This window comes from Acinetobacter sp. YH12254 (assembly GCF_013417415.1).
Taxonomy (GTDB): domain Bacteria; phylum Pseudomonadota; class Gammaproteobacteria; order Pseudomonadales; family Moraxellaceae; genus Acinetobacter; species Acinetobacter pseudolwoffii.
The window spans coordinates 90,579-104,151 of record NZ_VPEB01000005.1; the positions used below are offsets into that span (position 1 = coordinate 90,579).

Sequence of the window (13,573 nt, forward strand, 5' to 3'; positions counted from 1 at the left end):
AGCTGAGTCCAGTTTTAAATAAAAGCGGTATGCTGAAAATTGTAGAAAAGGTGAGGTATTGATCACCTTTTTTTCGGTCTTAGTTTAGTTCTGCAATTCTATTCAGAAATAGCGATATTCTTCACTGCAATTGCGCGTGCTGCACCAAATTCAAAACGATCAGGCCAGTTACACACATCGGCGACCACACATTCATGACATTTCGGTTTACGGGCAATACAGCAATAACGGCCATGTAAAATCAGCCAGTGATGAGAATCAATGATAAATTCTTTCGGAATCACTTTGACCAGTCGATGCTCAACTTCAAGCACATTTTTACCTGTAGCCAGCCCGGTACGGTTACCAACCCGGAAAATATGTGTATCCACCGCCATGGTCGGTTGACCAAAGGCAGTATTCAGCACCACATTGGCCGTTTTCCGTCCCACACCCGGCAAGGCTTCCAGATCCGCACGATTATCCGGTACCACGCTGTTGTGCTTCTGAATCAGCATCTCACAGGCTTTAATTACGTTGACTGCTTTTGAGTTATATAAACCAATGGTCTTGATATATTCCTTTAAACCATCCACACCGAGCGCATAAATCGCTTCCGGTGTATTGGCGACTGGAAACAGTTTGTCCGTGGCCTTATTCACGCTGACATCGGTGGCTTGGGCAGAGAGCGTTACTGCCACCAGTAATTCAAAGGGATTGGCATAATTCAGTTCGGTTTTCGGATTGGGGCGCTGTTCACGCAGGCGTTCAAAAAAGGTCTGAATCTGTTTTTTGGTCATGTTTTTTACAGGTTTTGTGCTCGCAGTGGTCATGTACTTATCCCTGTAAGGTCTGTAATTTTTCAGCTAATTCTGTCAGTTGCAGGCGTTTGCTGGCATCTTCACGAACCGAAAGCTGTTTTTCCAGCTTTTTAATTTGGGTGCGTAGTTTTGCCAGTTCAATCGTGGTTTTAGAATCTAGCGTAATCGGAGTATTCGCCGGCTTATTCACGACTCCAATCACAGGAAGCTGCTCATTTAAAGCAGAGAACTGGGCAAACAGGGCAGTATTGATTTCTGCACGGACGACTGGGCCCTTACGGTCAGTACGGCGTTTTTCTTCACGCTGGATATGCGCATAATAGCGCTGACGTAAATCGTCCTGTTCAGCAATACGCTGTGCTTCAGTCGGCAAAGGCTGTGGGTCTTCGACCAGATCGATACAGTCAACCGGACACGGTGGAATGCACAGTTCGCAACCAGTACACAAATCGGTCAGAATGGTATGCATCAGTTTGCCGGCGCCAATAATCGCATCGACCGGGCAGGCGCTAATACATTTGGTACAGCCTATACATTCATCTTCACGAATTACGGCTTTGATGCGCTGCGGGCGACCGTCGGCTTGAATGGGCCAGACACTTTCTTCTGCCACAAGTTCAGGACGATTTAATAATGCAGCCAAAGTATCGGCAACAGGCTGTCCGCCTGGTACACATTTATTGGCATTTTCACCCTCAGCAATCGACTGGGCATAAGGTAAACATCCGTCACGATGACCACAGAGTCCACATTGGGTTTGAGGGAGTAAAGCATCAATCGATTGGACCAGAGAAATTGGCGAATTCATGAATAACCAGAGCTGCTCATGCTGAGCTTTGCAGTAAGTGAAACAAAATATGTCGAGTTATGCATTTTAACATATTTTTAAACTCCTAAGTCGTGCGCAATTAAGGGTCAAGTTATGCCTTATTATTAAGCATAAATCTGAATCTAAGCCTTGATTCAATTGGCATTTCCTGACATAGAAAAAATATTCATAATCAATATAAATATTTGTTATCAAATTAATTTTAAAGTATTTTCAAAAAAAGTATTGTAGATTAGTTACAAAAGATATTTAATATTTTGCGCCAAAATTTAACATTGATTGTAAATTTGACCAATTTTGATCCATTTTCTGCTGAGGATTAAGCGTTGAAATACAACACACTTAATGAGTTCCTAGATTACGTAAAATCACGTGATGCACACCAACCAGAATTTCTTCAAGCTGTCGAAGAAGTGATGACCAGTTTGTGGCCATTCATTCAAAAGAATCCACAATACGCAGCACATGGTTTGCTAGAACGTCTAGTTGAGCCAGAACGTGCGATCCAGTTCCGAGTTTCTTGGGTAGATGACCAAGGTCAAACTCAGGTAAACCGTGCGTTCCGCGTACAATACAACTCAGCGATCGGTCCATTTAAAGGTGGTATGCGTTTCCACCCTTCCGTGAATCTTTCAATCCTAAAATTCTTAGGCTTTGAGCAAACATTTAAAAATGCTTTAACCACACTTCCTATGGGTGGTGGTAAAGGCGGTTCTGATTTTGACCCTAAAGGCAAATCAGAAGGCGAAATCATGCGTTTCTGCCAAGCTTTAATGATCGAGCTATATCGTCACCTAGGTGCGAACACAGATATCCCTGCAGGTGATATTGGTGTGGGCGGTCGTGAAGTGGGCTATATGGCCGGCATGATGAAAAAATTAAGTAACGACACTGCATGTGTATTCACCGGTAAAGGTTTAACCTTCGGTGGTTCATTGGCGCGTCCGGAAGCAACGGGTTACGGTACTGTGTATTTCGCTGAGGAAATGCTCAAGTCTCGTGGCGAAAGCTTCAAAGACAAAGTTGTCGCAATTTCAGGTTCTGGTAACGTTGCGCAATATGCTGCTGACAAAGCATTGTATCTGGGCGCGAAAGTGGTTTCACTTTCTGACTCTGCGGGTACGGTTCACGTCAAAGACGGTTTCACTGAAGCATTGCTTGCTGAAGTGATGGAACTTAAAAACGTAAAACGGGGTCGTATTTCAGAATTTGCCTCTAAACATGGTTTTGAATATCTGGAAGGACAACGTCCTTGGGGTATTCCATGTGATATCGCACTGCCATGCGCGACTCAAAACGAACTGGATGCGGAGGATGCTGAAAAGCTTCTCGCAAATGGCGTGATCTGTGTCGCTGAAGGTGCAAACATGCCTTCAACCTTGGCTGCTGTAGAGAAATTCGTTGAAGCGAAAACGCTTTATGCGCCAGGTAAAGCATCAAATGCAGGTGGTGTTGCCACTTCTGGTCTGGAAATGTCGCAAAATGCATTGCGTTTAGGCTGGACCTTTGAGGAAGTTGATGAGCGCTTACATGCGATCATGAAAGAAATTCACCGTAACTGCGTAAAATTCGGTACCAAAGAAGACGGTACTGTGAACTATGTAGACGGTGCCAACATTGCAGGCTTCGTAAAAGTGGCTGATGCAATGCTTGCTCAAGGCGTATTCTAAGTTTTAACTTAGTATAAGCACAAAAAACCGATGCCTAGGCATCGGTTTTTTATGACTAAAATTACAGTTTATAGTGAACCTTTCACAGCTTCGCGCTCGACTGCCATGTCATAAATATAAGCATATTTAGATTGATCTGCCGCAGGGTTCTTAATTTCAAAACGTTTTAGCCGAATAATCTGGCGTTCATTTGGTGAATGCTGAAAACCTTCAATCTGGTCATAGAATAATGTCCAGTCCTTATCGACCTGGGTCTTCAGACCGTTTTGATCATATTTAACCTGTTTGACTTGCAAGCAGCTTTGCTGAGCCACACCGGTACATGATTTGGTATCTGGGGAAATTTCCAGAAAAATTGTTTCAGCTTGCCCCTGATATCTGGTTTCCGGAGTCATTTTCCCGGTAAATTCATATTTTTGACCATCAACACCGGAAAGCGTTAAGGTCGGCTGGTCAAGGTTCGTGGTATTGAGCGCAAAAGGAATTGCACGTTTTTGTAAAAGCTGGCTGACAAAGCGTTCCTGTTGCATCAGTGCCGCATCACAGGCCATTTCGGTTCCTATGACTTCGCTGGTGCTGATAATATTATCTTTCACTGACCAGTTTGTACTGAGTCCATTACAGCCCGTCACGGCACTCAGGCGGCCTTGAGCATCGAAACTGAGCACGATTGGCCGTTCCAGCCCGCGATCTAGTTGCCAGTGGTAGGCAGAAAGAAGCTGATTTGCACTTTTTTGTTGTAGGGTAGCCACTGTACGATCTCCAGCCTGCTGGATATCACCCGACTGACAGGCTGCAAAAGTTAAAGGTAATAATGCCAGTACAATAAAGTTTAATTTCATGGATTTATAATAAAGAACAAAGAATTGAAATGATAACGGATGCATTTCTAAAAGATATGGATACATATCGCAGATTTTGGTTGCAAAATGTATCCAAATTTAAAAGTTAAAATTTTGAGTTTTCAATCAAGATTAATCGAAGCGGTAGACATCCATGCCGAGAGAACCCATGCTAAAACTGCTATGCACCAGACTAAAGCGGCTTCCGGTTCCCATCGCAAAGAAGATCGGGGCAAAATGCTCCAGTGTTGGATGATTACGCGCCATGTATGGAATATTGGACCAGTCCAGTATCGCATCATAATCGCTATGGGCCAGTTTATGGACGACAAAATTGCGGAAATCTGATGCCCATACCGGTACATCAGCCGCCGTTCCATCCCAAGACAGTTCACGTAGGTTATGCGTGATACTGCCTGAACCAATCAGCAGGATTTGCTGCTCACGTAGCGGTGCCAGACTTTGACCAATTTTATAGATTTCATCGGCACTCATCGACATGGGCAAGGAAATTTCAACCACTGGAATATCCGCATCCGGATACATATGCAGCAGCGGCATCCATACGCCATGATCTCGTGGACGAGTACTATTGGCATGTGCGGCAAAACCGGCATTGGCCAGCAAACCCAAGATCTGCTCGGCCAGTTCAGGATTTCCCGGTGCAGGATAGCGTAATTGATACAGCTCTGGCGGAAAACCACGGAAATCATGCCAGGTCTCTGGTCGAATACCGCTACTGACTTCCAGTGCCTCACTTTCCCAGTGCGCTGACATGATAATAATCGCTTCCGGGCGTGGCAGGTTTTCGCTTAAACGATGCAAGGCAGGACCCACTTGCTCAGGATTCAGCGCCAGCATAGGAGAGCCATGAGAAATAAATAAGCCGGGCAACGTTTGTAAGTTCATAAGTCAAACCACATCTAGAAGATGTCTCAATAATGCATTAAAAATAACGAAAAAAGCAGGGGGAATTATTCAACAAAACGTTGCATAAAAAGAACGCTTCAGCAACGTCATTAACCTGCACGATGGTAGGGATGATTATGGTTAATGGTCATTGCACGGTACAGTTGTTCAATCAGCATCACCCGAACCATGGGATGGGGGAGTGTGAGCTTAGAGAGGGACCAATGCCATGCAGCAGCTTTACGTACTGCTTCCGAATGACCATCTGGCCCGCCAATCGCCAGTACCACATCATTGCCTTCCAGCATCCAGCCTTTCATGGTTTCAGCCAGTTTTTCGGTACTGAACTCACGTCCACCCACTTCTAGCGCGATCAGGATTTCGTTCTGCTTGAGTGCATTTAAAATGCTGTCACCCTCAATATTTCGATATTTCAGGATATCCGCTTCAGAATCATTTTTGCCGCGCTTGGCCATGGGCAGTTCAATAATCTGGGTCTGTACAAAGGGCTGAATACGCTTGAAATAGTCTTCAAAACCAGTCAGCACCCATGCTGGCATTTTTTGACCAATGGTCAGGATACGGATTTTCATACAGACAGATCAATAATTGGATACTTCATTATAACGATCAAACAACACGAAGTTGAGTCAGGAAACAAATTGAAATTGAAATGAAGGATTTAGTGCTGCTTTAATGTCCTGAGTTCAAGTCTCCGCTTGATAAAGGAATGGATAATAATAAATGCGGACTAAGGTCATAATAAAAGGATGTTGTACTTGGCTGCTGTTGGTCATCGGTCTAATCGGCTCAAGTCTCAGTGCCGCCAATAGCAACACACGTGCCCAGATACCTCATCTGGAATTGTTTTTCAGCCAGATCATGAGTGTCGATGAATTTCGAAATTACAAGAATGTTAAAGAACTGAACCGAGTGTCTGCATGGATTAAAGGACAGATGCAGCGTTTTGGCATTCCCTGTCAGTTTCAGGTCTATGTGGTCAATAGCCTAAGCTATCGAAATGTCATTTGCCATTTAAATGCTCAGGCCAAAACCAAAATGGTCATGGGCACGCATTATGATGTCTTTAGTGATCGATATGGTGCTGACAATAATGCCTCGGGAGTGGCAGGTTTACTGGAAACCGCAAGATTATTGGCCTTGCAAAAATCCAAGCTCAAACATGAGATCGAATTTGCTTTTTATACCTTGGAAGAGCCGCCTTTTTTCAAGACAGAACATATGGGCAGCTATATTCATGCCAAGTCGCTCAAGAAAAAAAAGCAGAAGCTGAAAGGTGTGGTGATTCTGGATTCAATTGGCTATTTTGATGAAAATCTGGTGCAGACTTATCCGGTGGGGTTGAAATGGATTTATCCAGATCATGGGAACTTTATTGCCGCGATTGGTCATTTGGCCTCGACTGGCATGACCGGAGATTATTGTACTGCCATGCAAAGTCTTAACCGTCTGGAATGTCAACGTTTTATTAGTCCAACTTTTGCTCAGGATATGAATTTTTCTGGTTATCTGAATTATGCCAAATTCAATTATTCGACCATGTTAATTACCGATACGGCGCATTATCGTAACCCTTATTATAATACTGAGCTGGACACCTTGGATAAACTGGATCTGAAAAAGATGACCTATGTGATTGATGGGCTGGTAGAGATGGCCTTGCAACCTTAATCAATTTCTTTACACAATAAAAAACCCTGCCGGAGCAGGGTTTTGGCAAATCAGCTCATCTTAATGACGGGCTGCTTTCGCTTCTTCTTTGGTTTTTACAATCGGTGCTTTCACCAAGGCTTTTGGCAAAGAGATGAGGGCCAGCGGTAAAATCTCATCAATCGATTTCACGGCTTTAATCTCTAAACCATCTTTTACATTTTCAGGAATTTCCGCCAAATCACGTACGTTTTCTTGTGGAATGAAGACCAGCTTGATGCCACCACGATGGGCTGCAAGAAGTTTCTCTTTCAAACCGCCAATACGTAATGCACGACCACCCAGACTGGTTTCACCTGTCATCGCGATATCCGGACGAATCGGAATCCCGGTAAATGCAGATACCAATGCAGTGGTCAATGCCAAACCTGCGGATGGACCATCTTTCGGTGTCGCACCTTCCGGTAAATGCACGTGCACATCGGTTTCTTCAAAGCGGGACGCTTCGATGCCAAGCTCATCTGCACGGGTACGCACCACAGTCATGGCAGCGGTAATTGATTCTTTCATGACATCGCCAAGAGAACCGGTGGTAATGAACTTGCCTTTACCTGGAACGGCTGCAACCTCAATGGTCAGCAATTCGCCACCCACCGAAGTCCAGGCCAGACCATTGACACGGCCGATTTGTGCTTCTTCTTCCGCCATACCATAGTCAAATTTATGTGCGCCCAAGTAATCTGGAAGATTGCCTGCTGTCACTTCAATCTGAAGGTTTTTGGCTTTTTTGCTCACCGCTTCTTTGACCACTTTACGTGCAATTTTGGATACTTCACGCTCAAGGCTACGTACACCGGCTTCACGGGTATAACGGCGCACGATGTCACGAATCGCTTCTTCATGCACAGTTAACTCTTTAGCACGCAGGCCATTATTTTTAATGGCTTTTGGTACCAGATAACGATCTGCAATATTGACTTTTTCTTCTTCGGTATAACCCGGAAGACGAATCACTTCCATACGATCCAGCAAGGCTTCAGGAATGTTCATGCTGTTTGCGGTACAGATAAACATTACTTCAGACAGATCCAGATCTAGATCCAGGTAGTGATCACTGAACTTGTTGTTCTGTGATGGATCGAGGACTTCGAGCATCGCAGACGCCGGATCACCACGGTAATCTTGCGCCATCTTGTCGATTTCATCGAGCAGGAACAACGGGTTTTTCACCCCAACTTTAGTCAATGACTGCACGATTTTACCTGGCATCGCACCGATATAGGTACGACGATGACCACGAATCTCGGCTTCGTCACGTACACCACCAAGGGCCATACGCACAAATTCACGACCAGTTGCTTTAGCAATCGACTCACCCAGTGAGGTTTTACCAACACCCGGAGGACCGACTAAACATAGAATTGGGCCACGCAATTTTTTCACACGCGACTGAACCGCAAGATATTCCACAATACGATCTTTGACATCGTCCAGACCATAGTGGTCTGCATCCAGAATTTCCTGTGCTTTGTTCAGGTTAATGCTGACTTTGCTGGCTTTATTCCACGGTGTATCCAGAATCACTTCCAGATAGTTGCGAACAACTGCTGCTTCACTTGAGGCAGGCTGCATCGCTTTCAGTTTACGGAATTCGTTTTCAGCTTTCTTGCGTACATGCTCAGGCAGATCTGCTTCAGCAAGACGTTTTTCAATTTCAGCGACATCATCTTCCGCGCCGCCGTTCATGTCGGAAAGCTCGCGCTGAATGACTTTCATTTTTTCATTCAGGAAGTATTCGCGCTGGTTCTTTTCCATCTGACGTTTAACAGAGTCATGCAGGGTTTGCTCAATCTGCTGTTCTTCAGATTGTTGCAATAGATAAGTCATCAGCTCAGTTAAATGCGCTTCGAATTCATCATGTTCCAGGAATTTTTGTTTGACATCAATATTCAATGGAACACGGGTCGCCACGAAGAATAATAACTGTAACAGGTCTTCAATTTTGTTGGCTGCGGTAATCAGTTCACGCGCATTACGAAGTTTCGCTTCTGCATATTGAGCAAAAAGCGCACGTAATTCTTGCAAGCGCACGGCTTGAGTGTCTTCATCCACCGTAACGGTCATTGGGCTGAGTTCATGTTCTGCTGTCAGATACTCATTTTCGTCAATGATGGTTTTCAGTTTGGCACGGTGCAGTCCTTCAATCAGGACTTTGATACAGTTTTCATCATTTTCGTGATTCACAACTTGCACAATCTTCGCGACAGTACCGTATTGATATAAATTGTCGTGATCAATTTCTTCTGTAAGCGAATCTTTTTGCGCAACTACAAATACTAGATTGTCACTGTTACGAGCCACATCAACTGCATTGATCGATTTTTCACGACCGACAAACAGCGCAATTTGCATATGCGGATAAACCACCACATCACGCAGCGCCAAAAGGGGTAGTACACTTGGAACCTGAGGCTCTAAGGTTTCTTGATTCATAATAATTTCAGACATGAGCACTCCTAATGAGTGACAACGGTGTTGCCATGTTTTAATAGTGATGGGTAATTTAAAAAATACAAGGGGCGTTAAGATTAAATTGTATGAAAAATGACTAATTATGTGATTTTAAAGTAGTTCACAACAGGGAAATTGAGAAATTAGCGTTTGAAAGCTAAAAAAACTGTCGGGGTAATAAGAGCATCCAAGGGTTGATCCCATTTTTCCCGTTTTAAGGGCTGGCTAAGCAGTTGAAAGTCATGCGCCAGTCCCAGACGGAATGGACGCCCGGGCGCAGAAGCCAGGGTTCGATCATAAAAACCGCCACCCATCCCGATTCGTGTCCCTGAATGATCACAGGCCAGCAGCGGCATGATCAATAAATCCAGCTTAGAAACATGAGTACCACGTGTCGTCATGGACTCCCGCATTCCCAGCCGATGATAGGCAAAGCGCTTGTTGCGATATTGATGCTGGCTGATTCGAATCCAGACCAGCTGTTGATTCATGTCGCAAATCGCAGGCAGATAGACCTGTTTTCCCAGTTTAAAGCAGCGTTCAATAATGGTGTGGGTATGAATCTCACCAAAAGCATGCAGATAAATGCCGATGTGCTTGGCATGAATAAATTGCGGGCTGCGTATAAGGCGATTTAAAACTTTTTGTGCAGCTTGCCTTTGCTCAAATTTAGAAAGATGACGACGTGTTTTACGCAGGTATCTTCTTAATTCTTGAATGGTCATAGGGCAAAAAGCGGATCTAACAAAAGTGTGCTCTAGTCTAAGTGGGAATTCTGGAAAAGTAAAAAATAATTGTGATCTTGATTCTCATATGACGAGGTAGCAACCTGGTTAAGTTCAGTAAATTTCATAATGAATCTCATCTCTAGAAACTTGATTAAAATTGGTCAATCAAAGGCATTGAATTATTGGCTGCTTAAAACGTCATATTTTTTTTTGTTTTCTTTGAAGCATGAGTTTTCAAGTAATTCTTTTAATGATCATGAAATAGATTTTGATTAATAAAGGTACAAATCTAAAATCGATTTTTTGTGTTTTTGAGTGAATTATAAAGAAGGGATCAGATCTCTGATTAACCCGATAGATGTAACACATTGTGCCTAGGCAGAGCGCGTAAGACCTAAATCAATGGAGATTAAACATGATGAATATTGCGAAGAACACCATCTGCCTCTGGTATGATAACGAGGCTGAAGCTGCTGCACGATTTTATGCCGAGACATTTCCTGACTCCTCAATTGGCGCGATCAACCTTGCACCCGGAGACTATCCTTCTGGAAAAGAAGGCGATGTCATCACCGTTGACTTTAGGGTGCTGGGTATTAGCTGCATTGGACTAAATGGTGGCCCGGCATTCCAGCATAACGAAGCATTCTCATTTCAGGTGGCAACTGAAGATCAGGAAGAAACCGACCGATACTGGATGCAATTGTTGGCAATGGCGGTCAGGAAGGCGAGTGTGGCTGGTGTAAAGACAAGTGGGGCATTTCCTGGCAGATTACACCAATTGTGCTTATTCAGGCAGTGACCAGTTCTGACCGTGCCGCCGCCAAACGCGCCTTTGATGCAATGATGACCATGAAGAAAATTGATATCTCCGCGATTGAAGCGGCATTTCGTGGTTGAGAGCCACGGATCTTATCTTTCATTCCAGTGGATCTGGCTGTGTAGCACAATCTTACCCAGCTGTTTGGAGGACTTCCCTTAATTGTTTTTTGAAGTATTTCAGACGAATATCCGACTCTCTTATTCATAGATTCTCTAGGTTTAGGATCATTCAGGTCTAATCTGCACGTAGAAGCTCATCAAAAGATGGGCTTTTCTTTTGAACAGTATCTGAAACCTTAAAACAGAGCTTTGCTTGGATGAACTACAACAATCCCTGAATCGAATGGCTGATCAGAATTCTTTTAGCTCTTGTGCATCATGCTGCTACGACAAAAAAACAAATCTACTTCAAAATTGATAACCAATTCATAACCAGAAAAAACATCAAGCCACTAGTGGCATCTCCAATTGTTTTTTAAAGTAATTCGATGACGATAAAAAATAACAAGAGATAAAAATGCCTATTCAGCCGGTTCACTTTTTTTTGCCTAGTGCAGGCTTGGCACTTCTGCTGGCGATGACGGCTTGTACTATGCCATCCAAGTCGCCAATTGCTGACAGTTATGGTTCCCAGCCACAGTTATCCAAACCAAAATCCAGCTTGCTGCCTACAGTCAATATTGCACCTGCCAAAGGTTGGCCTGAGGGTAAAATGCCCACTCCCGCTACAGGTTTAAAAGTTCAGGCATTTGCCAAAGGGTTGCAGCATCCGCGCTGGATCTATGTATTGCCAAATGGTGATGTGCTGGTGGCCGAAACCGATGCACCACCCAAGCCTGATGATAGCAAAGGAATTAAAGGCAAAATCATGAAATGGGTAATGCAGCGAGCCGGCTCATCGCATCCGAGTGCTAACCGCATTAGTCTGCTTCGTGACAGTAATGGTGATGGAGTCGCTGAACAAAAAACTGTATTTTTACAGAATCTCAACTCTCCATTTGGCATGGTACTGGTCGGCAATATGTTGTATGTGGCCAATACTGATGCCCTGATGCGCTTTCCTTATCAAGCAGGTGCTACTCAAATTACTGCAACCGGCACCAAAGTACTGGATTTACCGGCGGGTCGTTTAAACCATCACTGGACCAAAAATGTCATTGCCAATCCTACGGGCAGCAAACTCTATATTACGGTAGGTTCCAACAGTAACGTAGCTGAAAATGGCTTGGATCAAGAAGAAGGTCGGGCACTGATCATGGAATTTGACCTGGCCAATACTCAAGCACGACCTTTTGCAACCGGACTTCGTAATCCGAATGGTATGGACTGGCAACCACAGAGTGGCAAACTCTGGACGGTAGTCAATGAGCGTGATGAGCTCGGCAATGATCTGGTTCCAGATTATCTCACCTCGGTTAAAGACGGTGCTTTTTATGGCTGGCCCTATAGTTATTATGGCCAACATGTAGATACACGGGTCAAGCCGCAAAACCCTGCACGGGTGGCACGGGCAATTCCACCAGACTATGCTTTGGGTAATCATACAGCATCATTGGGCTTAAGTTTTTATACAGCAGATCTAATGCCTCATTATCGAAATGGTGCACTGATTGGCCAGCATGGCTCATGGAACCGCAAACCGCATAGTGGCTATAAAGTGATTTTTGTTCCCTTTCAAAATGGCCAGCCTTTCGGTCAGCCTCAAGATGTCTTAACCGGATTTTTAAGCGAGCAGGGCAAAGCATTTGGGCGCCCTGTTGGTGTAACCGTAGATTCTGCAGGCGCTATTTTAGTGGCTGATGATGTCGGTGACGTGATTTGGCGGGTATCACCCTTGAATACGGCTGCCAAGTAGCAATCAGTTTTCACCTAAACAGCCCAAAGATGAGGGGTTTCAGTCGAGTGAAAAGCTGCTGGGCAGCGCGAGTGAAAGCAAGGTCTTTTTCATAAAAACGTCAAGACGATAACTGAAAATATAAGTTCGCCAAGCTGATTTAAAATAATTTTTAAGCTGCATTTAAGCTAACTGAATTAGGCTTTTGAGATGTTTTTTAGAATGATACAGCATGCATATTTTTTTTGATAATACTAAAAAGAGCGAACACAGAGTCCAGTAAAAACTGGATATTAAAATTGCAAACACGAACACAAGAGGGTATTTAAAATGAAGTTGATGATTGCCTTTATTTTCCCCTGGTCCTTATTTATGACCATTCACAAACCGGTTGAAGCAACAATATGTCTCATGCTGCAGATTTCAATTTTAGGCTGGATTCCTGCCGCAATCTGGGCCATGTTTATTTTAGATCGAGATCAAATAACTTGAAAATTCAATGTGTATTTAAAAGAAAGTTAAAGCGATTTTCTTGTTAAGCATTTTATAGGCCTACCAGATAATGGTATGAATAAAATGAACTTTGAGAAATGACCGAGATAAATACTGAAATATAAAACTGAGAGAAAGTTTAGAAAGGATTTTAAGAGAATTATAAGTATATTTTAAGCAAAAAATTAAAGTACTCCGAAGATGCCGCTGCATGTCGTTACCCTGAACCCGATGAGTTCAAGGTGGACGCGACGCATACTTGCTGGGTTTCCTGCACGAAGGCAGGCATACACTCTAAATATGCAGAACGCATCCGGAGATATAAGTATCGGCAGGGATATAGACCCGCTGGCGAACACCTCAGAGATAAGTTAATTATAAACGATAATGTCGGTGTGGCAACTCTATGCTGTTCATGAACTGTAAACAGTTCAGCCAAATGGCCGAAGTTTAAACAGAATATGA

At 43.8% G+C, this 13,573-nt stretch carries 11 protein-coding genes, 1 other RNA gene and 1 pseudogene; 5 read left to right on the top strand and 8 right to left on the bottom strand.

Going from position 1 to position 13,573, the window contains the following annotated elements:
- Positions 1 to 98: 98 nt before the first annotated feature.
- A complete protein-coding gene (gene nth / locus FTV29_RS04890; protein WP_005096332.1) occupies positions 99 to 812 on the bottom strand; it encodes an endonuclease III in 714 nt (237 codons plus the stop codon).
- A gap of 4 nt (positions 813 to 816) precedes the next feature.
- On the bottom strand, positions 817 to 1,608 hold the full coding sequence (locus FTV29_RS04895; RefSeq protein WP_180075201.1) for an RnfABCDGE type electron transport complex subunit B: 792 nt from the start codon (positions 1,606 to 1,608) through the stop codon (positions 817 to 819).
- 347 nt (positions 1,609 to 1,955) lie between these two features.
- Between FTV29_RS04895 and gdhA the strand changes: the two genes are divergently transcribed.
- The gene (gdhA, locus tag FTV29_RS04900; protein ID WP_005096336.1) at positions 1,956 to 3,299 is read left to right on the top strand and encodes an NADP-specific glutamate dehydrogenase; all 1,344 of its coding nucleotides are present in this window, start codon (positions 1,956 to 1,958) and stop codon (positions 3,297 to 3,299) included.
- Between the two features lie 68 nt (positions 3,300 to 3,367).
- Here gdhA and FTV29_RS04905 read toward each other — a convergent pair whose 3' ends face one another.
- The 3 genes from FTV29_RS04905 to rlmH all read right to left on the bottom strand — a co-directional run bounded on the left by FTV29_RS04905 (position 3,368) and on the right by rlmH (position 5,643).
- On the bottom strand, positions 3,368 to 4,141 hold the full coding sequence (locus FTV29_RS04905; protein ID WP_218946048.1) for an META and DUF4377 domain-containing protein: 774 nt from the start codon (positions 4,139 to 4,141) through the stop codon (positions 3,368 to 3,370).
- Positions 4,142 to 4,273: 132 nt separating this feature from the next.
- Positions 4,274 to 5,050 carry a dioxygenase gene (locus FTV29_RS04910; RefSeq protein ID WP_180075203.1) on the bottom strand — a complete coding sequence of 259 codons (777 nt, stop codon included), beginning with the start codon at positions 5,048 to 5,050 and terminating at the stop codon, positions 4,274 to 4,276.
- 110 nt (positions 5,051 to 5,160) lie between these two features.
- Complete coding sequence (gene rlmH, locus FTV29_RS04915; RefSeq protein WP_005096341.1) at positions 5,161 to 5,643, bottom strand: 23S rRNA (pseudouridine(1915)-N(3))-methyltransferase RlmH; 483 nt, start codon at positions 5,641 to 5,643, stop codon at positions 5,161 to 5,163.
- 151 nt (positions 5,644 to 5,794) lie between these two features.
- Here rlmH and FTV29_RS04920 point away from each other — a divergent pair, with 151 nt between their 5' ends.
- On the top strand, positions 5,795 to 6,742 hold the full coding sequence (locus FTV29_RS04920) for a M28 family peptidase (protein WP_100357239.1): 948 nt from the start codon (positions 5,795 to 5,797) through the stop codon (positions 6,740 to 6,742).
- Between the two features lie 60 nt (positions 6,743 to 6,802).
- Here the strand turns inward: FTV29_RS04920 and lon are convergent, their stop codons facing one another.
- Complete coding sequence (gene lon / locus FTV29_RS04925; RefSeq protein WP_100328791.1) at positions 6,803 to 9,229, bottom strand: endopeptidase La; 2,427 nt, start codon at positions 9,227 to 9,229, stop codon at positions 6,803 to 6,805.
- A gap of 146 nt (positions 9,230 to 9,375) precedes the next feature.
- Positions 9,376 to 9,957, bottom strand: a complete 582-nt coding sequence (locus FTV29_RS04930; protein ID WP_180075204.1) for a 5-formyltetrahydrofolate cyclo-ligase — start codon at positions 9,955 to 9,957, stop codon at positions 9,376 to 9,378.
- Positions 9,958 to 10,378: 421 nt separating this feature from the next.
- Here FTV29_RS04930 and FTV29_RS04935 point away from each other — a divergent pair.
- From FTV29_RS04935 to FTV29_RS04945, 3 genes and pseudogenes are all read left to right on the top strand, one after another.
- Positions 10,379 to 10,860, top strand: a pseudogene (locus FTV29_RS04935) (VOC family protein).
- Between the two features lie 499 nt (positions 10,861 to 11,359).
- Positions 11,360 to 12,637: a sorbosone dehydrogenase family protein gene (locus FTV29_RS04940; RefSeq protein ID WP_252766743.1), complete on the top strand. Its 1,278-nt coding sequence runs from the start codon at positions 11,360 to 11,362 to the stop codon at positions 12,635 to 12,637.
- A gap of 309 nt (positions 12,638 to 12,946) precedes the next feature.
- The gene (locus FTV29_RS04945; protein ID WP_005096350.1) at positions 12,947 to 13,108 is read left to right on the top strand and encodes a YqaE/Pmp3 family membrane protein; all 162 of its coding nucleotides are present in this window, start codon (positions 12,947 to 12,949) and stop codon (positions 13,106 to 13,108) included.
- Between the two features lie 189 nt (positions 13,109 to 13,297).
- On the opposite strand, the gene ssrS is transcribed toward FTV29_RS04945, so the two are convergent.
- Positions 13,298 to 13,478, bottom strand: a non-coding RNA gene (gene ssrS, locus FTV29_RS04950) — 6S RNA.
- Between the last annotated feature and the right edge of the window lie 95 nt (positions 13,479 to 13,573).